Origin of the sequence: Paraburkholderia sp. Ac-20347, assembly GCF_017104805.1 — a bacterium.
GTDB lineage: Bacteria > Pseudomonadota > Gammaproteobacteria > Burkholderiales > Burkholderiaceae > Paraburkholderia > Paraburkholderia tropica.
Genome location: NZ_JAAGPN010000134.1, coordinates 1 through 22,227, shown reverse-complemented (window position 1 = coordinate 22,227; position 22,227 = coordinate 1). Strand labels below are relative to the sequence as shown.

Sequence of the window (22,227 nt, the reverse complement as noted above, 5' to 3'; positions counted from 1 at the left end):
GAAGTTGAGGCGGTCGCCCGTGTAGTTCTTGACGATCAAGAGCGCGCCTTTCGGCCCCGCCGTCGCGCGGATGGCCGCCAGCACAGCGCTCGTGGGCGGCGACGTGAAGACCTCGCCGCAGACGGCCGCGCTCAGCATGCCCGCGCCCACGTAGCCCGCATGCGCGGGCTCGTGGCCGCTGCCGCCGCCCGAGATCAGCGCGACGGGCCGCGACGGCGGCTCCGGAATGTCCCTGCGAATAAGCACGTTTTCGCCGCCGAGGATGACGACGTTGGGCGCCTGCAACGCAATGCCTTCGAGCATTTCGTGCACGACGTCGGACGGGTGATTGACCAGTTTCTTCATGACGACCCTGTCGAAAACGGTTGGACGTCCCGGGCGCCATGCAGCACGCATCGCGCGCCGCCGGGTTCAGCCAGTGTACGCCGCTCGGGGTGGGCGTGGGCTTGCGAGCGCGAAACGCAAAAACGGCGCGCTCCGGGCCGAACCCCGAAAGCGCGCCGTTTTGCGCGACGTCTTAACCCAACCTCAATGCGCGAGAAAATCCACCACCATGCGATTGAACGCGTCCGCATGTTCCCATTGCGCCCAATGGCCGCAACGATTGAACACGTGCAGTTGCGCGTTCTGCATGCCCGCGAGCAGACGCAGCCCGGTATCCATCGGCACGAAGCGGTCGTCGCGGCCCCAGATCACCAGCGTGGGCGCGGCGATTTCACCCAGACGCGGGCCATAATCGTTGAACTGCTTCGGATTCGCCGCGAGGCTCTTCACGAAATTGTCGAGGTGATCGCGGCGCGCGAGCATATTGTCCAGGCGCGCCTGCATCAGGTCCTCGGTCAGCGCGCTCGCGTCGTAGACGAACACGTTCATCATGCGCTTGAGGTTCTCGATGGTCGGCTCGCGATAAAGCCCTTGCAGCAGCTTGATGCCTTCGGTGGGCATCGGCGCGAAGTTGCTCGGACCGCCTGTGCCGCCGCCCATCAGCACGAGCTTGCCCACGCGCTGCGGATTGCCGAGCGCGAACGCCACCGCGCTATGGCCGCCCATCGAATTGCCGAGAATATGCACGCGCTCGATATCGAGCGCGTCGAGCAGGCCTTTAAGAATGCGGCCATTGAGTTCCGAACGCGAGGTCGTGCAGACGATCGGATCGCTCTTGCTCCAGCCCGGGCAGTCCATCAGGATCACGCGATAGCCCGCCGCCACGAGCGGTTCGACATTGCGATTGAAGTTGGCCCAGCCGCTCGCGCCCGGTCCCGATCCGTGCAGCATCACCACGGTTTCGCCGTTCGCGTTGTCCCTCGGCGCGCCGGTGTCGTTATAGTGAATCCGCAGCGTTTGATCGCCGTCCGTCACGTTCGCGAAGCGGCTCGTCGCGGCTTCCGTAATCGCTGATGCAGTTGCAGTCATGATGTTGTCCTTGCTGTAAACGCTCGTCACGGAGAAAGCCATGCTTTCTCCCTTAAATTAGTTAGATACCCTGAATTTCCGGCGATTGCTTTTCCATCGACTCTCGCCGCGCGAATCCGCCCACCACCGTCAAGGCTGCGATCGCGGCAATGACGACGAGCGGAATGCTCGACGCCACCAGCATCGACGGGCTCTGTCCGATCGCGAACAATTGCCCCGCGACGAGCGGCCCGAGAATCGAGCCGAGGCGTCCCACCGCTACCGCCGCGCCCACGCCCGTGCCGCGCACTTCGGTCGGATAAGCGTGACCCGCGAGCGCGTAAAGCACCGACTGGCCGCCGACGAGAAAGAGGCCGCAGAGCAGGCCGCCGCACGCCATCGCGGTCGCGCCGCCCGCGCTCGCGAGCGCCGCCAGCGCCACGGCGATCCCCACGTACATGCCGATCACCGTGCGCCGACGTCCGAAGCGGTCCATCACGGTCGCGATCGTCACCGCGCCAATGCCGCCGCCGATGTTGAACATCATCAGCACGATGTTCGACTGCACACGCGTGAGGCCGCGCGCGAGCACCATCGAAGGCAGCCAGTTCATCAGGAAATACAGCACGATCAGCGTGCCGAGATAGCTGATCCACAGCGAGATCGTCGTGCGTGCGCGACCTGCGCGCCAGAGCGCTTCGCCGATACCCGGCACCTCGTCGCGTGCGGCGCTGGAGACGCGCGATGCGCGCGCCGCCACGAATTGCTGCGACTCGCGCAGGAACGCGCCGAGCAGCGGCAGCATCACGATCGGCCCGAGTCCGCCGACGTAAAACACGTCGCGCCAGCTAGTTGGGCTCGCGCCGAGCATGCCGATGAGCGCCGCGATCGCCGCGCCGAACGGCATGCCGCAGTACATCGCGCCCACCGCCGTACTGCGCTGCTGCGGACCGGCCGCTTCCGAGCACAGCGCGATCAGATTCGGCATCGCCGCGCCGAGTCCGAGGCCCGTCATCAGACGCGCGATCAGCAGGCTTTCGAAGTTCCAGACCAGCGTGGTCGCGAGCGAGAACACGCCGAACAGCGCAACCGACACCATCAGCACACGCTTGCGGCCAAACCGGTCGGCGAGCCGTCCACCGCAGGCCGCGCCCGGCAGCAAGCCGATCGCGCCCGCACTGAACGCCCAGCCCATCTGCGCGACGCTCAGCGCGAACTCCTTCGCCATGCGCGGCCCCGCCACGCCCGCCGATTGCAGATCGAGCCCTTCGAGCAGCGCGATCGCGAGACACAGCCCGATCGTCACCTTGTTGCTCCCCGAACTGCTCACGCTTCCTCCAGCACCACTGATTCGCGACGTCATGTGAAAGTCTCCAAAGTTGTCTTTAAGCCGATCTTGTTCGCCGGCTATGGTTTGAATATCGAAACGCCCTTCGCAACAACGCCGCGTATCGCTCGATGTCGATACGCGGCGTTGCATTACGGCTGATGCGCGGCGGCGCGCTGCTTCAGATCGAGCGCGACATCCACGATCATGTCTTCCTGTCCGCCCACCATGCGGCGCTTGCCGAGTTCGACGAGAATATCCACGGTTTTCAGGCCGTATTTCCGCGCCGCCACTTCCGAGTGGCGCAGGAAGCTCGAATACACGCCCGCATAACCGAGCGCGAGCGTTTCGCGATCCACGCGCACCGGACGATCCTGCAACGGGCGCACGATATCGTCGGCGGCGTCCATCAGCGTGTAGAGATCGGTGCCGTGATGCCAGCCCATGCGTTCGGCCGCGGCGATAAACACTTCTAGCGGCGCGTTACCCGCGCCCGCGCCCATGCCCGCCAGCGATGCATCGATGCGATCGCAGCCCTCTTCCACCGCGACAATCGAATTCGCCACACCAAGCGAGAGATTGTGGTGCGCGTGCATGCCCGTTTGCGTTTCGGGTTTCAGCACTTGTTTGACAGCGCGAAAGCGATCGCGCACGTCATTCATCGTGAGCGCGCCGCCCGAATCGACCACGTAAATACAGGTCGCGCCATAGCTTTCCATCTTCTTCGCTTCGACGGCGAGGTTGGCGGGCGTGGTCATGTGGCTCATCATCAGAAAGCCGACCGTGTCCATGCCGAGTTCGCGCGCATATTCGATGTGCTGCTTCGAAATATCGGCTTCCGTGCAATGCGTGGCCACGCGCACGACGCGCGCGCCTGCGTCATAAGCGGCCTTCAAATCGTGAATCGTGCCGATGCCGGGCAACAGCAGCGTGGCGATCTTCGCGTGCTGCACCACATCGGCGACGGCTTCGATCCATTCGAGATCGCTATGCGCGCCAAAGCCGTAATTGAAGCTCGATCCTTGCAGACCGTCGCCGTGCGCGACTTCGATTGAATCGACTTTCGCCTTGTCGAGCGCACGCGCAATGTCCTGCACGTTCTGAATCGAGTATTGATGACGAATGGCGTGACTGCCGTCGCGCAGCGTCACATCGGAGATATAAAGTTTCTTGCTCATCGCTTGTGCTCCTTACGCGCCCTGCACGCTCAGCAGCGTGTGCGCCATGCGCTCGGCGGTCGCGAGCGCGGCGGACGTCATGATGTCGAGATTGCCTGCGTACGCGGGCAAATAATGGGCAGCGCCTTCCACTTCGAGAAACACCGAGGTTTTCAGGCCGCTGAATTTGCCGAGTCCGGGAATCGTCAACGGCGCATTCGCCGGAATTTCGTCGAATTGCACTTTTTGTTTGAGCCGATAACCGGGCACGTAGGCATTTACTTTCGCCACGGTGTCTTCAATCGATTTTTCAATCGCGTCTCGATCGGCGAGTTCGGACAGCGTGTAGACGGTATCGCGCATCATCACCGGCGGTTCCGCCGGATTCAGTACGATGATCGCCTTGCCTTTCGCCGCGCCGCCGACCACTTCAATCGCCTTCGAGGTGGTTTCGGTGAATTCGTCGATATTCGCGCGCGTACCCGGACCCGCCGATTTGCTGCTGATCGACGCGACGATTTCCGCGTAATGCACCTTCGCCACGCGCGATACGGCTGCAACGACGGGAATGGTCGCCTGACCGCCGCACGTGACCATATTCACGTTGAGCGCGTCGATCTGCGCGTCGAGATTCACCACCGGCACGCAATACGGACCGATGGCGGCAGGCGTCAGATCGATCATGCGAATCGACGGTTTCAGCTTGCGCAGCAGCGCGTCGTTCTTCACATGCGCGCCCGCCGACGTTGCATCGAATACGAAGTCGATATCGTTGAACACAGGCAGACGCGTAAGTCCTTCCGCGCCTTCGTGCGTGGTCGCCACGCCGAGCCGCGCGGCGCGCGCGAGGCCATCGGAGTTCGGATCGATGCCGACCATCGCCGCCATCTCCAGATGCCGGCTGTTACGCATGATCTTGATCATCAGGTCCGTACCGATGTTGCCGGAGCCGATAACCGCCGCCTTGAGTTTTTCGGAAGCCATGTTAATTCCTGTTTCGGCCTGTGAATCAGGCTGTAAAAGTCGCGCGAACGGCGCCGAGGCCTTCGATCTGCGCGGTGTAGGTGCCGGGTTCCTTCACGGCGACCATCGGGCCGAGCGCGCCCGTGAGCACCACGTCGCCGGCGCGCAGCGGCGTGCCGAGCTGCACCATGCGGTCGGCGAGCCACACGGCCGCGTTGAGCGGATTGCCGAGGCACGCGGCGCCGTTGCCGCGCGAGAGCACTTCGCCGTCACGCGACAGCTCCATCGCGCACGCCGTCAAATCGATCTGCGCGAGCGGCACGGGGCGGCTGCCCACCACGAAACGCGCGCTCGACGCGTTGTCGGCGACCGTATCGACGAAGCGAATATCCCAATCGCGAATCCGGCTATCGACGATTTCGATCGCCGCGAGTGCATACGCACTTGCATTCAGGATGTCGACGAAGGTGTGCTTCTCATGCGTGAGATCGCGTGCGAGCACGAGCGCGATTTCCGCTTCCACTTTCGGCTGGATCAGTTGCGCGAGCGAAATGGCTTCGCTGTCGCCGTGCGCCATGCTCGCGAACAGCGCGCCAAAATCGGGCTGATCGACGCCCAGCTGCTTTTGCACCGCGAGCGACGTGAGGCCGATCTTGCGGCCCACGATGCGCTCGCCGTTTTTCACGCGCAGGTCCACGTTCGCCTGTTGCACCGCGTAAGCCGTGGCGATGTCGTCGAGCGCGATCTCGCCGCGTACGGGCTCGATCACGTTGCGCGTACGCTCGGCTTCGCGCAAACGCGCGGCAAGCGCCGCGATGCGATGCTGATCGGTCATGCAAACTCTCCTTGTTTCTATGAATCGCGATCGATTGATTTGATCGTTCGATTGTCTGGATCGGCGTCGATCAAGCCGCTGCGCGCCATGCGCTTGCGGGCGACGCGTGCATGGTGGCGAAACCCGCGATCCACTCCGGAATCTCGCGGTAGTAATCGAGCGACGCGCGATAGTCGCCGTACGCGGCGAGCGTGCCGAACGCGGCCACCCACGTGCGGATCTCGTGCGCCGACTTGCCGCCGTCGCGCGTGATGGCGGCGTTGGTCATGCCGTCCACTGCGGTCAGCTCGCCCGAAGCAAGCTGCGCGAGAAACGCCCGATCCCATTCGGGATTGAGCGGATGCAGCGGACTGTCGCCTTGCGAAAACGCGCGCGCCGCCGCCACCGTGCGCGCCTGACGCGCCTCGCGCGATTCGGCCGATGGATTGCGGCCCGCGATCAGACGCTCGGCCACTTCGGGCGTCGCGCCGATCAGTTCGGGCACCGGCGGCTCATGCGAGATACCGCCCGAACCGACCACGAGTACGCGCCGATTCGTGCGCGACAGCAAACGGCCAATCGCATCGCCGAGCAGACGCGCGCGGCGCAGCGTCGCCATCGGCGGCGCGACGGAATTGATGAACACCGGAATCACCGGATAACGATCGAGGCCGCCCGTCAGCACTTCGAGCGCCTGTGCGCAGCCGTGATCGACCTGCATGCGATACGAAAGCGCCACGTCGATATCGGCAGCCAGCACGTGCTCCGCAAGTTCATGCGCGAGCACCGACGGCACCGGCAAGTCGCCCGCGAGACTCTTGAAGTCGCCGATCGCCTGCGCCTTCGCGCCGATGCAGAACGGCGGCATCACATCGTAGAAAAAACCGTTGAAGTGATCGGGCGCGAACGCCACGATCAGATCGGGATTGAAGGCGTCGACGCGCGCACGCGCCGCGCGGCCCACGCGTTCGACTTCCTCGACCACGTCGGGACGCGGATCGAAGTAGCCGTGCAACGGCGTGTGCGAGAGACATTCGAGGTGAATCGGCATGGTCGTGAGGCTCCTGCTCAAGCTTCGGCGACGCGCGCGACGGCGACGGCAACGTCGGCAAGCGCGGGGCGGGAAATCGGTGCTGCGGCTCGCGCGTCGTTCACGGCAGCGTCGTTCACAGCAGCGTCGCTCATGCCGAGCTTGCCCGCGAGTTCGACGATGGCGTCCGAGACCTGCTGCGGCGTGCATACGCCCGCCACGAAGCGATCGGGGCGCAGCAGCACGACCGATTCCGGCAGACGGCTGAACCAGTCCTTGAGGCGGCCCTGCACGTCGCCGATCGCGAGCACGTCGGCCGGCACGTCGTCGCCGAAATCGAGTTGGACGTCCGGCTTCGCGACCACGAAGCTCGCGCCCAGACGCGCCCACAACGCACGCGCCTGCGGCGTGAGGCCGAAGGTCGGGTCCGCGCCCCAGGCGAGCAGCGCGAAACCGTTGCCGATCGCATCGTCGAGACGCACGACACGGCCATCGGCCAGACGCACGCGCGGCTGCACGAACATGCGGCCCACCGGCGACGCAGCATGTGGATCGCGGCCATACGCGAGACGCCCGAGCAGCGAATCGCGCTTCTGGCTCATCAGCCCGAGCAGGCGGCCGACCGGTCCGCTGCCCGCGCCTTCGAGCGTGCGCGCGAGCCAGCCGCCCTGCGCTTGCGGCGGCGGCAACAACACCACGCCCGCTTCGTAACGCGGCATCGGCTTGAAACGCATTTCGACGAAATAGCGCTTCACAGATGGGAAAACGTTCATCGACTTCACGAACGCATCGCGAAAGCGCGCGCCGAAACGCGTGGTCGGCGCGAAGATATCGCCCGCGACTTCGGAGAGGTGAATCATCGAGCGTGCATGCGCGCGGCGCTCGACCGTATAGGTGTCGAGCAGGCGGCCATCGGCGAGACACTTCGCGACCATCGCGAGTTTCCAGCCGAGATTGTTCGCGTCGCGAATGCCGCTGTTGTAGCCCTGTCCTTGCCACACCGGCATGATGTGCGCCGCGTCGCCCGCGAGCAGCACACGGTCCACGCGAAACGTTTCGGCGAGCCGCGCGTTGTGCGTATAGACGCGCTTGCGGATGTAGTCGACCTTGTCCGGGTCCGCGACCACCTTGCGGATCAGCGCGGCCATGTTGGCGGGCTGCGAAAGTTCTTCCTCGGTTTCGCCCGGCATCACCATGAATTCGAAACGGCGAATGCCGTGCGGCAGCGCCGCCGACACATAAGGCCGCGTGTGATCGCAATGCATGTAGATGTGCGGCGAGCCGATCGGATCGTTGCGCACGTCCACCACGATCCACTGATTCGGTTTCGTGCGGCCTTCGAACGGCACGTTCAGCGCGCGGCGCACGAAGCTGTTGCCGCCGTCCGCGCCGACCATGTACGCGGCGCGAATCGTGCGGCGCTCGCCGTTTGCATCGCTCACGTCGATCGACACGCCCTGCGCGTCCTGCGCGAAGCCGTTCACGTCGTGACCGAACAGCACGTCGACGTGCGCGAAGCGCGCGAGCCCTTCGTAAAGCACGCGATCCGCGAGCGGCTGAATAAAGGCATTGCGGCGCGGCCAGCCGAATTCGTCGGTGCGCGGTTCGATCGACGCGAAACAGTGACCGTCTTTCGTCACGAAGCGCATCCAGTGATCGGGCGTGGTGTGCGGCGCGAGTTGATCGGCGAGGCCGATCGACTGAAACACGCGCAATGCTTCGTCATCCAAACCAATCGCGCGCGGATAGTCGATAATCTGATCGAGCTTTTCGATGAGCGTGACGCGCACGCCTTGCAGACCGAGAATATTGGCGATCGTGAGGCCGACCGGACCCGCTCCGATGATGGCGACGTCGGTAACGTGCTGGCGCGGGCGGACGGAATCCGCCTGATGAGGCGTGGTGTGCATGTTGTCTCCTGTTTGGATCGCGCGGGCGTTCGTGCGCCGCGTGCGATCCCATGCAGATCTGTCGCGCGGCTCGGCGGCCGCTGCGGGTGCTGACAGGTTTTGCCTGAAACGGATCACCGCCTTGGGCGTTTTGCCGCAGGCCGGTGAATGAAAGCGAGTCTAGGGGCGCGCCCAAGCCCGCTCAACAATTTCGAAGAAATGTGCATAGAATGCACACAGTTGATTTAAAAGAGATTTTTTATGACGAAGTATGCAAACGTGCGAGGTCTCGCGCGCGGTCTGCAGGTTCTCCGGGCGCTCAACGCGATGGAGAACGGACGCGCGACGAGCCAGCAACTGAGCGAGGCCACGGGCCTGCATCGCACCACCGTGCGGCGTTTGCTGGAGACGCTGGTCGAAGAAAACTTCGTGCGGCGTAGTGCCTCCGACGACAGCTTCCGGCTCACGCTGAACGTGCGCGAGTTGAGCGAAGGCTTCACCGACGACGAACTGATCGCCACCGTCGCGCCGCCGATCATGGGCCAGCTGATGCAACGCATCGTGTGGCCGTCCGACCTCACGACGCCCGACGGCGACGCGATGATCGTGCGCGAGACCACGCATCGTTTCAGCCCGCTGTCGTTTCATCGCTCGATGGTCGGGCGGCGTCTGCCGTTGCTGCTCACGGCGGCGGGCCGCGTCTATCTGGCGATGTGCCCGGAGGCCGAACGCGAGGACATGCTCGATCTGCTGCGCGCGGGCGCGGGCGGCGAACAGCAGCAGAAGCTCGCCTCGGACCCGGCCTTCGTCCGCAATCTCGTGAAGCAGACGCGCGCGGACGGCTTCGGCTCGAATCACGGCGACTGGGCCGACCAGCGCAAGATCGGCGCGGTCGCAGTGGCGATCGAAGCGCATGGCCGCGTGCTCGCGAGCCTCAACGTGATTTATCTGGAGCAGGCCATGCAGCCGCAGGAAGCGGTGCGCCGTTTCGTGCCCGAGTTGCAGCGCGCGGCGAAGGAAATGGTGGCGGCGATGGAGCGGCAGGAGGGCGAGGCGTGAACGCGCCCGCCCACGCCCTTTTCAATAATTTTCGCGATTTGTGAAAAGGGGGCTTGCGCACCTGCGAGAGTGTCTCTATAATTCGCGCTCTCTACAGGCTCGTAGCTCAGTTGGTTAGAGCACCACCTTGACATGGTGGGGGTCGTTGGTTCGAATCCAATCGAGCCTACCAACGAATATAGTGGTATCGCGTAGCGGCTTTATCGTGCTTACGCAGTGAATATGGCGCATTCCCTCACGGGTCTGCGCCATTTTCTTTTGTGCCTTCATACGCACGCATCGGCACGCACATCAACGCGCACATCGGCACGTGCGCACAGGCGCATCACATTCGCCATTCAATCGAGCGCCTTGTCGTTCGGATGCGCGAACAGCTCCTTCATCTGCTGCGAAAGCGGATAGTCGAGATTCATGCCATTCGGCGGAATCGGCTGCGTGAACCATTTCGTATAGAGCTTCGCCATCTCGCCCGAGGTCTGCATCTTCGCGACGGTTTCGTCGACGAGCGCCTTGAATTGCGGATCGTCGCGACGCAGCATGCACGCGTAGTTTTCCGATACCGGCGGCGTGCCCGTCACCACATAATCCTGCGGGCTCTTCGTCTTCGCGCGCTCGCCGTACAGCAGCGGCTCATCCATCACGAACGCCACCGCGCGGCCCGTCGTGACGTTGAGGAACGATTCGGCGTGATCTTTCGCGCTGATGATCGTCATGTTCATATGCTTCTCTTCGTTCATCTTGCGCAGCATGCGCTCGTCGGACGTGCCCGCCGTGGTCGCCACCGTCTTGCCCGCGAGATCCGCGAAATCCTTCACGCCCGAATCCTTGCGCGTGATAAAGCGAATGCCGTACAGAAAAATGCTGTTCGAAAACGCGGCCTGATTCTGGCGCTCGAACGTATTCGTGGTCGAACCGCATTCGAGGTCGATCGTACCGTTCTGCATGAGCGGAATACGATTTTGCGAGGTGATGGGAATCGTGCGCACCTTGAGGTTCGGCGTATCGGTTTTCTGCTTCACCGCTTCAACGATCTTCAGCGCGATTTCCTGCGAATAACCAATCACGTTCTGATTCTGGTCGTAATACGAAAACGGAATCGACGACTCGCGCGTGCCGAGCACGATGACGCCCGTATCGTGCACTTTCTTGAGCGTGCCCGTGAGTTCTTCCGCCTGCGCCGCACTCGCGAACAGCGTTGCCGCCAGTGCGCTTGCTCCAATCGCACCGATCACACCGACCACCCCGATTTTTCTCATGCCGATCATCGTCCTGTTCTCCCGACTGGTTTAGTGAAACAAATCGTTCAACGCGTCCAACGCGCCGGCGCGAAGGCGTCGCCGTCGAGCGGCAGCGCGCGGTTCGCGAGCCGATCCGCCAGCAGTTGCGCGCTGCCGCACGCGAGCGTGAAGCCCAGCGCGCCGTGCCCCGTGTTCATCCAGAGATTGCGAAACCGCGTTGTGCCGATCAGCGGCTTGCTGTCCGGCGTGGCGGGCCGCATGCCCGTCCAGGTTTGAATCGCGTCGTAATCGCCGGCTTGCGGAAACGTCTCGCGCGCCTGACGCGTGAGCAGCGCGATGCGCTCGCGATCGGCGTGCGCGCTCATGCCCGTGAGATCGACCATGCCCGCGATGCGCAGGCGCTCGCCGAGCGGCGCATAGACCACCTTGTGATGCGCGTCCGTGACCGACACGCGCGGCGCGCCGTGTTCGCGCGCGTCGGGCAGCGTGAGGCTATAGCCTTTGAGCGGATAGACCGGCACGCTCACGCCGAGCGAGGCCAGCATCGGCTGACTCTGAAAACCGAGGCACATCACGAAGGCATCGGCTTCGATATCGCCTTGCGACGTGACGGCCGCCTGCACCTGCGATCCATTGCTACGGAGTCCGGATAATTCCGTCGCGAGTTGAAGTTTCACGCCGTCGCGCTGCGCGGCGCTCGCCAGATGACGCGTGAAGCTGTCGCAATCGCCGGCTTCTTCGCCGGGCGTATGAATGCCGCCCGCGATATCGCCGCCGATATGCGCGAGCGCCGGTTCGAGCGCCACGCACGCCGCGCCATCGAGCGCGTGCTGTTCGCAGCCGAATTTCGCCTGATACTGCGCCTGGCGACGCGCGCCCTCGAAACCTTCTCGATCGCGAAACACGACGAGTTTGCCGTTGCGCACGTAGTCGAAATCGAGCGATTCGCGCGCGACGATCTCGTGCATCAAACGCTGACTCAAAAAGCCAAGACCAAGCAATTCCGCCGTGGTCTGCTGGCTGCGCGCGCGCGTGCAGGCGCGCAGAAACTCCACGCACCAGCGCCACTGATGCGGATCGAGGCGCGGCACGAAGCGCAGCGCCGCATCGCGTGAAAACAGCCATTGCGGCAGCTTGGGCAGCACCGAAGGATCGGCGAGCGGCGCCACGTAGCTGTAGCTCAGCTGACCGCCGTTGGCGTAGCTGGTCTCCTGCGCCACGTCCGCGCGACGCTCGACGAGCGTCACCTGATGTCCATCGCGAGCAAGAAAATAGGCCGTCGTTACACCAATGACGCCGCCGCCCAACACGCAAATTCGCATAACCCGTTATTCAGTCCACTTGTTTTGACCGGGTCACGCGAGGCTTTCGCTGCCGTGCTCGCGAGACCAACGACACCAGTCTTACCGGGCAAAAAACGGAACTCAATTGCGAATTGCGCGGGGGGTATAACCTCAGGTTAAGTCCTGCGGATGCAGCCGGTTCGGCGCGCGCGGTGTGTTCAGGCCAGCGCCGGCTCCGCACCGGCATGCAGCGCGCCGTCCCGAGCCTGCGCGCCCGCTTCGCCACGGCGCACGGAATACCCCTGCGCAGCGCCGAGATTGAACACCGACACCGCCTCGCGCAGCGTGTTGGCCTGCGCTTCGAGCGACTGCGCCGCGGCCGCCGCCTCTTCCACGAGCGCCGCGTTGCGCTGCGTAACCTCGTCGATTTGCGCGACCGCGCGATTCACCTGCTCGATGCCGTCGCTCTGCTCGTGCGTCGCCGCTTCGATCTCGCCCATGATGCTGCTCACGCGCGCCACCGCGTCGCGCGCCGCGCCCATCGTGTGCCGCGCTTCGTCGACGAGACGCGCGCCCGCGCCCACCGTCGCGACCGACGCCGTGATCAGCTCCTTGATCTCCTTGGCCGCCGTACCCGAGCGCTGCGCGAGGCTGCGCACTTCGGCGGCGACCACCGCGAAGCCGCGCCCTTCCTCGCCCGCGCGCGCGGCTTCGACCGCCGCGTTCAGTGCGAGAATGTTGGTCTGGAACGCGATGCCTTCGATGATGCCGGTGATTTCCTCGACCTTGCGCGACGACGACGAGATGTCGTTCATCGTCTCGTTCACGCGCGCGACCACGTCCGCGCCGCGCGACACGGTGTCGAGCGCGCCTTGCGCAAGCCCGCTCGCCTCCTTCGCCGCCGAGGTGTTCTGGCGCACCGCCGACGCCAGCTCCTCCAGGCTCGCCGCCGTTTCTTCGAGCGCCGCCGCCTGCTGCGACGTACGGCTCGACAGATCTGCGTTGCCCGAGGCGATCTGATCCGCGCCCAGCGTGATCTCGTGCGTGCTGCCGCGCACGCGCGCGACCGTGCCCATCAGGCCTTCGCGCATCTGCGCGAGCGCGCCGAGCAACTGGCCCATTTCATTGTTCGAGCGCACGCGCACGTCCACGGTCAGGTCACCGGCCGCAATGCGCTGGAAGTGGCGAATCGCCTGATCGACGGGCTTCACGACGGCCGCCGCGAGCCCCTTGCGCGCGAACAGCCCGAGCACGACGCCGATCACGGCAATCGCGCCGAACACGATGACCGACACCTGGAAGCGCTCGGCCGCGATCTCGCCGTCGCGCTGTTCGCGGGCGGTCTGCCATTGTTCGAGCGCGTCGATCGCTTTCGCGTAGGTCGCGTAGTAGCGGTCGGCCGTCTCGCCCTGGATGGTGCGGAAGGTGTTGAAGTCGTTGTCGACGAGCGCCTTGTACTCCGGCTCCAGCGCCTGCTCGACGAGCGCCGTGCGCGCCTGGGCGACCGCTTTGGCGAGCCGCGCTTCTTCATCGTCGGTGAAAGGGCCCGCGCTGTAGCCCGCGAAATCCTTGTTCGAATCGACGAGCACCTTGTGCGCTTGTTCGAGCAAGCCCTCCGTGGACTTGCCCACGCTGAACAGCGTCTCGTAGCCGCCCAGTGCGAGACGCACCTGCAGAAGCCGCTCCGAACTCGTCTTGAGCGCGGCGAGCGACTGGGCGCTGCGCTGCGTATCGACGAGACTCTCGTTGGTCAATTTGAGCGCCCCGTACGCCACGCCGATCACCACCAGCAGAAAGGCGACGAATAGGCCAATGACGAGGGTAAGCCCGCCGCGAATCGTGATATTCCTGAGCATCTGGTCGGTCTCCTGGCTTTTTATCGCGGCGCGCGGCCGCCTGCGCAATCTCGCGCTTCGCAGGGACTAACGGCAGGTTTAATTCACTCCCTTATAGGGGATATCCATGAGGAAAGCCGAATATTCGCGACGTTCGTTTCAATTATTGGGAAATTCGTGGAATTGCCACTCTAATTAAATTTAGGCGATGGCCATTGTGGTCGCCCGTGGTCGGGTCACGCGCAAGTGCAAGCATTGCAGTAAATAGTGTTTTACGCATCGAGCAACAATTCAAAAAAGAATGCTCAATGAATTTTTCATCGATCTCTTTCCGCCCTTTTCAAATGGTCTTTCTTTTGAAATTGATCCCAGCAAACGTTTCCTTTTATCCAAATTTCTCTAAATACCGATTTGTTTAAAACACGCCTGAATTCAGCGCCACGAATTCGCACATCAGCGCTGGCCTTTATCGGCTTTTAACGCGCCTCAAGAATGACAACTCGCCGCCGATAACTCGACGGTATTCCGTCCGACTTGCGTCGTCGTCATTCGGACATTGCCTGACTAAAGCAGGTTTTTATTGACCCGGATTGCGTTCCGATATGACTACATTAGAACCCGTCGCGGCTTTATCGAGCCGCACCGCGCTTTCCACGGAGACATCGGCACCGAGTTCGCGCGAGTTGCGCGAGCGGCGACTCGACGAACTGCTCGAAAGCTGCAAACAGCAAACGCTGCAACAGATCATCGGTCCGTTCGGCCTCACGCCCGCCATGTTCGACGACAAGACCGGCGGCAATGTCACCACGCTGCACAATTTCGAACAAGGCATTACGGCGACGCAGGACGATGCCGCCGCCTATACGGAATGGCACGATAAACAGTCGAATCCCATCGACCGCACGGCTTACGGCAAGACGTTTCCCGCGAAGCGCAAGGCGATGTTCCAGAACGATGAGCCCATCATCAGCGCTTATACGGGCAACGAACTGCCGCGCGATGGGCGCACGCATCTCGATCACGTGAATTCGGTCAAAAGCATCGAGATCGACTCTCGCGCCAATCTCTTCATGAACGAAGCGCAGCGCGTGGAGATGGCGAATGCGCCGGAGAATCTCGTGCCGGCCGAGCACGATATCAATCAGTCGATGCAGGACAAGGTCAAGCTCGACTGGGCGAATGCCGAGCGCAAGAAAACGCCTGGGCAGACCAATGCCGAGTCGTTCGGCGTCGACGTTGATCTGCTCAAGAGAACGCAGGATAAAGCCGATCGTCATCGCAAGATCGAAACGCTCAAGGCTCAGGCAAAGAAGCAAGGCGCGGAACTCGCCTCCACCTGCGCCACGGAAGCGGGCAAGAATGCACTGCGTCAGGCGATGGGCGTGCTGCTGCACGAGTTCGTCAACAGCAGCTACGTGGAAGTCGCCACGCTCGTGCGCACGCCGGCGCCTACGGAGAATCTCGTCGACCGCGTGACCGAGGCGCTCAAGCGCACGCTCGATCGCGTCACGGCGAAGCTCGGGCATGCGTTCGACGCGCTCATCGAAGGCGGCGTTCAAGGCGCGGTGAGCAATCTGCTCACGTTCATCATCAACAATGTCGTCACGACGTCGGCGAAGATCGTCACGGTCGTCCGCGAAAGCTTCAAGGGACTCTGGCAGGCCATCAAGATCCTCTGCTTCCCGCCCAAGGGTCTCTCCGCGATGGAAGCCGCGCGCCAGGCCACGAAGATCATTGCGGGCGTGATGACGACCAGCGTCGGGCTTCTGTTCGAGCAGTCCATCAAGGGCTTTCTGCTCAGCATTCCCTTTCTCGCGCCGCTGGCCGCTTATGTTGCGCCCGTCATCACCGGCATTCTGACCGGGCTGATGACCGCCTTGACGGTCTACGCGATCGACCGCCTGTTCGACTGGCTGTCGCAAACCGGCACCGAACATCTCCAGGCGCAGATCGACACGCTCGAAGCCGACGCGGCGCTCGGCGAGCGTCTTGCGACCTTCATCGAGCAGCAGTATCAGCACTCGCAGCGCTACCAGGAAATGCTCGCCTGTTACGAGGCGATGGCCGAAGACCTGGAGAAAGCCGAATACCACTTGCTGGCTGCCGTGGATACGGCCGCCGCCTCCGTCGAGACCGGCGCAAGCACGCACAAGGCGCTTGGCATCGGCCTCGCAAACATGAAGCAGATGGACGACGAACTCGAGCGCCTGCTCGCAGACTATTGCACCAAACCTTGAAACCATGAACGACCTGATCCAGGACATCGCCAAGATTGAAGTCCCGCACGACCTGCTCGCGCAGATCGACGTGAACGACGTGCTCTTGAAGTTCCGCAACAACTTCAAGCGGCTCGACGAACTGAAGCGCGCGCGCAACGAGCACGAGCAGCGCAACGCGCTCATGCGCTGGTGGCACAACGACAAGCTGAAGGATGCGCAACTCGACGCGCAGGAGTTGCAGGCCGAGTTCTCGAAGAGCCTCGCGCAACTGATGGTCATCAGCATGATGCAGTCGCAGAAGCTCGCGCATCAGCAGGATCAGATCGGTTCGCAGCAGCGCGATCTCAAGCGTCAGACCGAGCGGCTCGAATCGCATACGGTGCTGCTCGATCAGCAGCAGCAGAAGCTGCATATTCAGGCTGTCGAACTGAAGAATCTGGTCAACGATTTCTTCGAACTGCGCGGTTTGACGCAAGAAGGCGCGAAGCAGCTCATCGCGATTGCGTCGGAAGTGAAAGGCACGCGCAACGAGCTGATTCAATCGGTGCAGGCAACCGCCGACAGCATGCGCAACGAGCACGCCGCGCTCGAACAGTTCGTGAAGGACGTGGCCGCGTCGCTCAGCGCGTCGGTGATGGAGAAGACCGGGCAGTTGAGCCAGCAGGTCGACGCGCAGTGCGCCGCGTTGACGAGCCGCCTCGAAGCCGCGCAAGCGCATGGCGCCGCGCGTCTCGACGAAATCGCCGCAACGCTCAGCGGCCATATGAGCCATACGCAGACGCAGGGCGAAGCGCTCGTGGCGCGCATCGAAGCGACGGACGGTCGTCACGCGCAGGCGCAACTCGCCATCGACGGTCTGGTTGCGCGCCAGCAGGCGATGAATGCGGGCATCGAAGCGAACGGCACGCGTATCGGCGTGCATGCCGATTCGATTGCTCAACTCAAGTCGGAACTCGAAGCGAGCAAAAAACAGTCGCACGAATTGAAGGCGCAACTGGAGCAAGCCGAGAACACGGCGAATCTGAATGCGGCGAAATTCAACGATGCGAACGTGCGCGTCCAGCGTCTCGCGCGAATCAGCGCGGCATGCTCGGTCGTCGCGCTGGTGGGCGTCGTGGTGAGTCTCGCCAACGCGGCGCACTGGATTCACTTCTAGGATCGGTTAGCGAGTGAGCACGCCGCCTTCATGTCTGCTTCATGCGTGAAGGCGGCGTGCTCCTGAAATCGTTCGAGTGCATACCAGCCCGAACCATTCCCCCTTCGCCAATCACTTCGGCCGATGCGGCCACGCTCCCCGCTTGACGACCGACCAGTAAATCCAACCGATCAGCACCAGCGCAACGGCGCCCAACATCGTTGGGAGTACCAGGAAAGACCAACCCGGCTGCACGGCGAAGATGATCACCGGATTGCTGCCCGCAGGCGGATGCACCGTGCGCGTCAGCATCATGAGCATCAGTGCGGATGCAGCGGCAATCGCCATCGGCATATAGCCGGGACCGAACAGATGCAAACAGACGAGTCCCGTTAGCGACGTCAGCACATGACCGCCGATGATGTTTCTCGGCTGCGAAAACGGGCTGGCCGGAAAACCGAACAGCAACACACAGGTGGCCCCGAATGAACCGAGAATCCACGGTTCCGAGGTCTCTTGCGCCAATACGCCCACGAGAGCCAATCCGACGAATGCGCCCAGGCCGGCCAGCAGAATGCCGCCGGCCTGGGTGCGCCACGTCGAGGCTCCGTTAGCGCCTGCGGAAGCGGCGGACGGAGTCGTCATAGGCGATCAGGCCGCCTTGAAGCGGGCCGCTTCTTCCGAGCCCTTCGTCGCGTTGCCCGCGCTGTACGAGTGCGCGCCCACGCCGGCGAGTTTGCCGCCTTGCACGATCAGATACTCATCGCGAATCGGGCGGCCCTCGAAATAGCATTCGAGGATTTCGCGCGTGCCCGCCGCATAACGCGCCTGTGCGGACAGGCTGGTTCCGGAGATGTGAGGCGTCATGCCCTGATGCGGCATGCTGCGCCACGGATGATCCGCGGGCGCGGGCTGCGGGAACCAGACGTCGCCGCCATAGCCCGCGAGTTGCCCGCTCTTCAGCGCATCGACAATCGCGTCGCGATCGCAGAGCTTGCCGCGCGCCGTGTTGATCAGATACGCGCCGCGCTTGAAGTTCTTGAGCGTCTGCGCATTGATCATGTGCTCGGTTTCGGGATGCAGCGGGCAATTCAGCGTGACCACGTCGCACACGCGCGTCAGGCTTTCGAGGCTCGTGTGATGCGTGAGATTGAGTTCCTTCTCCACCGACTCCGGCAGACGATGACGATCGAGATAATGCAGCTTCATGTCGAACGGCCTGAGCAGACGCAGCACGCGCAAACCGATGCGGCCGGCCGCGACCGTGCCCACGTGCATGCCCTCGATGTCGTACGAGCGCTCGACGCAATCGGCGATATTCCAGCCGCCGTTATTGGCCCAGTTATGCGAGGGAATGTAATTGCGCACGAGCGCCAGCGTCGTCATCACCACGTGCTCGGCAACGCTGTTGCTGTTGCAGTACGTGACTTCCGCCACCGTGATGCCGCGATCCATCGCGGCCTGCAGATCGGTGTGATCGGAGCCGATGCCCGCGGTCACGATCATCTTGAGTTTTGGCGCCTTCGCAATGCGCTCGGCCGTCATGTACGCAGGCCAGAACGGCTGCGAAATCACGATCTCGGCGTCGTGGAGTTCGCGGTCGAGCACGCTGTCCGCGCCGTCCTTGCTGGACGTCACCACGAGTTGATGGTCCTTCGACTCCAGATACTTTCGCAGGCCCAGTTCACCCGATACACAACCGAGCAGATGGCCCGGCGTGAAGTCGATGGCGCGCGGCGTCGGCGTGGTTTGTCCGTCGGGATAGCGCGTGATTTCAGGAATCGTGTCGCGCGCGTACTGCTTCGGCATACCGTTGACGGGATCGTCATAAAGCACACAAACAATTTTAGCCACGATGTTGTCTCCACTCTGATGGACGGGGTTCCGGTGGCCCTGGGCGCCGCCGGTTGTACGACCGCGCTGCATGCGATCGATCGACGGTCAGAGTGTCGACGAGAAGCTCGATAGCGATCCAATTCTTTCGACGTATGAGCTGATAAGCGCGACTTATCAAACGGCGGGCAACGCCTCTCGCGGGGCGTGCGGCCGCTCTATGAAAGCGTCGAAACGCGTTTGCATGTCGAGGTGTTTGGCGGCTTTCCACAAGGCCGCGACGAGTGGCGGACGCGATGGCAGATCGCGCGCGATCAGACCGATCTCGCGCGTCAGCTCGGGTTCGAGCGGCGTCACGGCATCGCGTTGCGCGCTGTCCATCACGCTCAGCACGCTATGCGGCAGCACCGTGTGCAGACCCGCGTGCTGCACATTCGACATCAGCGTGAGCAGCGAATCGGCTTCGAGCACGACTTTCGGTTGAACGCCCGCGCGACGAAACGCGGCGTTGATCACCTGGCGGTTCTGCATTGATGAATCCAGAAGACCGAATTGCAGATCGCCGAGCGCGTCCCAGCGGCGCGCGCCCGAACACGTGCTCTTGCCCGCGCCGGAGGGCGAAACCAGCACGTAGCGCTCGCGATACAGCGAATGCACTTCGAAACCGGCCTGCGTGTGATCGTCGAGATAGGTGAAGCCGATGTCGAGTTCGTAGTCGTCGAGCTGGCGCAGGATGGCGTCCGAACTCAGCGAGCGCACCGCGAAACTCAGCATGGGATGCGCCTCGCGGCACGTGGAGATGAGCATGCTCACGACCGGCATCGTCGTGGGAATCACGCCGATTCTGACCGTGCCGGTCAGCAGGTTCGACGCGGACACGTCCTGCCGCATGTGATCGAGCGCGGCGATGGTCTGGCGCGCCCAGCCGAGCACGCGTTCGCCTTCCTCGGTGAAGCCGAGAAAACGACGTCCGCGCCGCACGATCACGAGCCCGAGTTCGTTTTCGAGGCTGCGTATCGCCGACGACAGCGCCGGCTGTGTGACGTTGCATAGCTCGGCGGCGCGCGCGAAGTGCTGCTCGCGGGCCAGCGTCACCAGGTAGTTGAGTTGCCGGATGAACATCGCCTGTCTCCCGATCCGGTGGGTGCCGCGCATCTTTTTTCATGACGCGTCCGCGACGTTCCGCCCCGTTATGTCCGCTGATATATTACGCTAAGTTCGTGCGCCGGCGTCGCGGCGACAGGCGATATCGACAGAATCGGGCTTGTAAAAAAGAAAGGGCAAGACGTTTCGTCTTGCCCTTTCTACATCGACTGACACCGGCCGGACGGCCGGCGCAGTGCTGGATCGCCAGGATCCGCTTAGATCTTCAGACGCGAGACCTTGGTGCCCGCGAGCGAGACGTCGGCCATCAGACCGGCGTTCGTCATGACGAACACTTCGACCGGATGGGTCGCCGTGTTGGTGTCGACCGCGCCGTTCGCGCCGATCGTCACGAGCGCGACCGAGGCGTCCGCGCCTGCGGCCCAGCCGTCGGTGGCGCGGAATTTCTCGAGCGACTCCTGCGTCATGAACGCAAAGATGACGGCCTTCGACTGCGCGCCCGCCTGCAGCCCGAACGAACCCGACACCGTGCTGTAGTAGCCCGCGGTCGAGCCGCCCACGCGCAGCGCGCCTTCGCCGTACTGCGCGCCGACGATGAAGCCGGCCTGCAGCACCGACGGGAACACCAGCACGCCGCGCGACTTGGCGATCAGTTCGCGCGAGCCCGGTACCGTCGAGTACAGCTTGGCCATGGCGTTGTCGACGCTCGCGTCGATCGACTGGCGCTTCGACATATCGGTCGCCGCGTTCGAGTTGTTGGTACCCGTAGTCGTACAGCCCGCGAGCGCGAAACCGCCGGAGGCGAGCGCCGCGGCCGCCGAAAGCATGAAGTTGCGTCGTTGCATGTCGTTTTCTCCACACGAATAAGAATTTGCGCAGTGGTACAGCAATCCGCGTGCCCGACATCTGACGGGCGCCACACCTGTCCTGTCCGCAGGCGCAAGCGGGGCGACGCTCGTGCGCCGCACGCCACTCGCTACCGATTCTGCCCGATTTATCGTGACGGGGCGTTGAAGGCCGACACGGGCGCGCTCACTACCCGCCGACGCGGCCGCTCAAGGCGTCGCGGGCTGCCAGGACGGATCGGGATCGAACGCCTTCAGCGACGCCGCCACGCGCGCCCCATTCGGCCCCAGATTCTTCTGATACACCTTGCCGTCCTGATCGACGATAAAGCTCATCACCCCGGTCTTGCCGTATTGCGCGGGCCACGCCACCAGCGCGAAGCCGCCCGTCAGCTCGCCGTTCTCCACGTAGTTGCGCGCGCCGCCGCTCGCATGCGCGCCCTGCGCCGTGAGGATGCGGAAGTGATAGCCGTGATAGCCCTCCTGCGGCGTGATCTTCGCGTTGTGCGGCATGGTTTCGGCGAGCGGGCCGAGCGGGCTTTCGGTATCGCCGGGACCGGCCGGCCAGTAGAGCCCGTCGTGCGTGCCGGGCGTGCTCACGAAGCGCAGCGCGTAGTGCTGCATGAGGCCTTTATAGTCGTTCTGGGCGTCGACGTAGGCCAGCGCCGTGAGCATGGCCGCACGCTCGTTGCGGCCGATACGGCGCGTGAGCACTTCGCTCGCGCCTTCACGCGGGTCGAAGCGCCAGCCGCCCGCGCCCTGCACGATCGGAATCGGCAAGGTCCAGCCGCTGTCGCCCACGGCCAGATGCGCGCTGGCCTTGCCCGCGACAGGCGGCGAGTCGGGCACGATCTCGTGGCCTTTGGACCAGGCGCCGAGGAAGTCGTCGATGTCCTCGCGGCCTATGTTCTGCGTGGGAATGAACTGCTGGAAGTCGCTGCCGAGCACGTGCTTCATCGCCTCGTGGTCGTTGGTGGCGAGCGCGTTCGTGAACGCTTCGGCCGCAGCGTCGGGCGTGGGATAGACGGCCTGCGCGAACGCAGCGGGCGCAGCGCCCAGCGCGAACGCGAGCGCGGCGGCAGCCGACACCGCGGCGCGAATCCA

19 protein-coding genes and 1 tRNA gene are annotated in these 22,227 nt (G+C 63.5%); 4 read left to right on the top strand and 16 right to left on the bottom strand.

What is annotated here, in order from left to right; all coding sequences use genetic code 11:
• From G3N97_RS23410 to G3N97_RS23375, 8 genes are all read right to left on the bottom strand, one after another.
• On the bottom strand, positions 1-345 hold a 345-nt coding region (locus tag G3N97_RS23410; RefSeq protein WP_205995339.1), incomplete at its 3' end, for a dihydroxyacetone kinase subunit DhaK.
• A gap of 183 nt (positions 346-528) precedes the next feature.
• Positions 529-1,413 (bottom strand): alpha/beta fold hydrolase, encoded by an 885-nt coding sequence (locus tag G3N97_RS23405; RefSeq protein WP_205995341.1) that lies wholly within the window; start codon positions 1,411-1,413, stop codon positions 529-531.
• 61 nt (positions 1,414-1,474) lie between these two features.
• Complete coding sequence (mhpT, locus tag G3N97_RS23400; protein WP_205995338.1) at positions 1,475-2,755, bottom strand: 3-(3-hydroxy-phenyl)propionate transporter MhpT; 1,281 nt, start codon at positions 2,753-2,755, stop codon at positions 1,475-1,477.
• A gap of 116 nt (positions 2,756-2,871) precedes the next feature.
• The gene (gene dmpG / locus G3N97_RS23395; protein ID WP_205995337.1) at positions 2,872-3,897 is read right to left on the bottom strand and encodes a 4-hydroxy-2-oxovalerate aldolase; all 1,026 of its coding nucleotides are present in this window, start codon (positions 3,895-3,897) and stop codon (positions 2,872-2,874) included.
• 12 nt (positions 3,898-3,909) lie between these two features.
• Entirely contained in the window at positions 3,910-4,860 is a 951-nt protein-coding gene (locus G3N97_RS23390; RefSeq protein ID WP_205995336.1) for an acetaldehyde dehydrogenase (acetylating), read from the bottom strand.
• A gap of 25 nt (positions 4,861-4,885) precedes the next feature.
• A complete protein-coding gene (gene mhpD, locus G3N97_RS23385; protein ID WP_205995335.1) occupies positions 4,886-5,674 on the bottom strand; it encodes a 2-keto-4-pentenoate hydratase in 789 nt (262 codons plus the stop codon).
• A gap of 70 nt (positions 5,675-5,744) precedes the next feature.
• Complete coding sequence (locus tag G3N97_RS23380; protein ID WP_205995334.1) at positions 5,745-6,704, bottom strand: 3-carboxyethylcatechol 2,3-dioxygenase; 960 nt, start codon at positions 6,702-6,704, stop codon at positions 5,745-5,747.
• 17 nt (positions 6,705-6,721) lie between these two features.
• Entirely contained in the window at positions 6,722-8,593 is a 1,872-nt protein-coding gene (locus tag G3N97_RS23375; protein WP_205995333.1) for a bifunctional 3-(3-hydroxy-phenyl)propionate/3-hydroxycinnamic acid hydroxylase, read from the bottom strand.
• A 240-nt stretch (positions 8,594-8,833) separates the two neighbouring features.
• Between G3N97_RS23375 and G3N97_RS23370 the strand changes: the two genes are divergently transcribed.
• Together G3N97_RS23370 and G3N97_RS23365 are read left to right on the top strand one after the other, a co-directional pair.
• Positions 8,834-9,631 carry a DNA-binding transcriptional regulator gene (locus G3N97_RS23370; protein WP_205995332.1) on the top strand — a complete coding sequence of 266 codons (798 nt, stop codon included), beginning with the start codon at positions 8,834-8,836 and terminating at the stop codon, positions 9,629-9,631.
• A 95-nt stretch (positions 9,632-9,726) separates the two neighbouring features.
• A tRNA-Val gene (locus tag G3N97_RS23365) sits at positions 9,727-9,803 on the top strand.
• Positions 9,804-9,969: 166 nt separating this feature from the next.
• On the opposite strand, the gene G3N97_RS23360 is transcribed toward G3N97_RS23365, so the two are convergent.
• The 3 genes from G3N97_RS23360 to G3N97_RS23350 all read right to left on the bottom strand — a co-directional run bounded on the left by G3N97_RS23360 (position 9,970) and on the right by G3N97_RS23350 (position 14,008).
• Positions 9,970-10,887, bottom strand: a complete 918-nt coding sequence (locus tag G3N97_RS23360; RefSeq protein WP_205995331.1) for a glutamate/aspartate ABC transporter substrate-binding protein — start codon at positions 10,885-10,887, stop codon at positions 9,970-9,972.
• A gap of 47 nt (positions 10,888-10,934) precedes the next feature.
• A complete protein-coding gene (locus tag G3N97_RS23355) occupies positions 10,935-12,191 on the bottom strand; it encodes a D-amino acid dehydrogenase (protein WP_205995330.1) in 1,257 nt (418 codons plus the stop codon).
• A gap of 179 nt (positions 12,192-12,370) precedes the next feature.
• Complete coding sequence (locus G3N97_RS23350) at positions 12,371-14,008, bottom strand: methyl-accepting chemotaxis protein (RefSeq protein WP_205995329.1); 1,638 nt, start codon at positions 14,006-14,008, stop codon at positions 12,371-12,373.
• A 581-nt stretch (positions 14,009-14,589) separates the two neighbouring features.
• On the opposite strand from G3N97_RS23350, the gene G3N97_RS23345 reads away from it, so the two are divergent.
• Together G3N97_RS23345 and G3N97_RS23340 are read left to right on the top strand one after the other, a co-directional pair.
• Entirely contained in the window at positions 14,590-16,224 is a 1,635-nt protein-coding gene (locus tag G3N97_RS23345; RefSeq protein ID WP_205995328.1) for a hypothetical protein, read from the top strand.
• Positions 16,225-16,228: 4 nt separating this feature from the next.
• On the top strand, positions 16,229-17,362 hold the full coding sequence (locus tag G3N97_RS23340; protein ID WP_205995327.1) for a hypothetical protein: 1,134 nt from the start codon (positions 16,229-16,231) through the stop codon (positions 17,360-17,362).
• A gap of 111 nt (positions 17,363-17,473) precedes the next feature.
• On the opposite strand, the gene G3N97_RS23335 is transcribed toward G3N97_RS23340, so the two are convergent.
• The 5 genes from G3N97_RS23335 to G3N97_RS23315 all read right to left on the bottom strand — a co-directional run bounded on the left by G3N97_RS23335 (position 17,474) and on the right by G3N97_RS23315 (position 22,224).
• Complete coding sequence (locus G3N97_RS23335; protein WP_205995326.1) at positions 17,474-17,986, bottom strand: HPP family protein; 513 nt, start codon at positions 17,984-17,986, stop codon at positions 17,474-17,476.
• Positions 17,987-17,992: 6 nt separating this feature from the next.
• Entirely contained in the window at positions 17,993-19,195 is a 1,203-nt protein-coding gene (locus G3N97_RS23330; RefSeq protein WP_205995325.1) for an NAD-dependent formate dehydrogenase, read from the bottom strand.
• 156 nt (positions 19,196-19,351) lie between these two features.
• Positions 19,352-20,296, bottom strand: coding sequence for a LysR family transcriptional regulator (locus G3N97_RS23325; protein ID WP_205995324.1), 945 nt, complete (start codon positions 20,294-20,296; stop codon positions 19,352-19,354).
• A gap of 239 nt (positions 20,297-20,535) precedes the next feature.
• Positions 20,536-21,123 (bottom strand): YSC84-related protein, encoded by a 588-nt coding sequence (locus G3N97_RS23320; protein ID WP_205995323.1) that lies wholly within the window; start codon positions 21,121-21,123, stop codon positions 20,536-20,538.
• Between the two features lie 210 nt (positions 21,124-21,333).
• A complete protein-coding gene (locus G3N97_RS23315) occupies positions 21,334-22,224 on the bottom strand; it encodes a DUF2950 domain-containing protein (RefSeq protein ID WP_205995340.1) in 891 nt (296 codons plus the stop codon).
• Positions 22,225-22,227 lie beyond the last annotated feature (3 nt).

Bases quoted from the DNA above. Each gene is read 5' to 3' on its own strand.
- G3N97_RS23405 (WP_205995341.1), bottom strand. From the start codon at position 1,413: ATGACTGCAACTGCATCAGCGATTACGGAAGCCGCGACGAGCCGCTTC.
- mhpT (WP_205995338.1), bottom strand. From the start codon at position 2,755: ATGACGTCGCGAATCAGTGGTGCTGGAGGAAGCGTGAGCAGTTCGGGG.
- dmpG (WP_205995337.1), bottom strand. From the start codon at position 3,897: ATGAGCAAGAAACTTTATATCTCCGATGTGACGCTGCGCGACGGCAGT.
- G3N97_RS23390 (WP_205995336.1), bottom strand. From the start codon at position 4,860: ATGGCTTCCGAAAAACTCAAGGCGGCGGTTATCGGCTCCGGCAACATC.
- mhpD (WP_205995335.1), bottom strand. From the start codon at position 5,674: ATGACCGATCAGCATCGCATCGCGGCGCTTGCCGCGCGTTTGCGCGAA.
- G3N97_RS23380 (WP_205995334.1), bottom strand. From the start codon at position 6,704: ATGCCGATTCACCTCGAATGTCTCTCGCACACGCCGTTGCACGGCTAC.
- G3N97_RS23375 (WP_205995333.1), bottom strand. From the start codon at position 8,593: ATGCACACCACGCCTCATCAGGCGGATTCCGTCCGCCCGCGCCAGCAC.
- G3N97_RS23370 (WP_205995332.1), top strand. From the start codon at position 8,834: ATGACGAAGTATGCAAACGTGCGAGGTCTCGCGCGCGGTCTGCAGGTT.
- G3N97_RS23360 (WP_205995331.1), bottom strand. From the start codon at position 10,887: ATGAGAAAAATCGGGGTGGTCGGTGTGATCGGTGCGATTGGAGCAAGC.
- G3N97_RS23355 (WP_205995330.1), bottom strand. From the start codon at position 12,191: ATGCGAATTTGCGTGTTGGGCGGCGGCGTCATTGGTGTAACGACGGCC.
- G3N97_RS23350 (WP_205995329.1), bottom strand. From the start codon at position 14,008: ATGCTCAGGAATATCACGATTCGCGGCGGGCTTACCCTCGTCATTGGC.
- G3N97_RS23345 (WP_205995328.1), top strand. From the start codon at position 14,590: ATGACTACATTAGAACCCGTCGCGGCTTTATCGAGCCGCACCGCGCTT.
- G3N97_RS23340 (WP_205995327.1), top strand. From the start codon at position 16,229: ATGAACGACCTGATCCAGGACATCGCCAAGATTGAAGTCCCGCACGAC.
- G3N97_RS23335 (WP_205995326.1), bottom strand. From the start codon at position 17,986: ATGACGACTCCGTCCGCCGCTTCCGCAGGCGCTAACGGAGCCTCGACG.
- G3N97_RS23325 (WP_205995324.1), bottom strand. From the start codon at position 20,296: ATGTTCATCCGGCAACTCAACTACCTGGTGACGCTGGCCCGCGAGCAG.
- G3N97_RS23320 (WP_205995323.1), bottom strand. From the start codon at position 21,123: ATGCAACGACGCAACTTCATGCTTTCGGCGGCCGCGGCGCTCGCCTCC.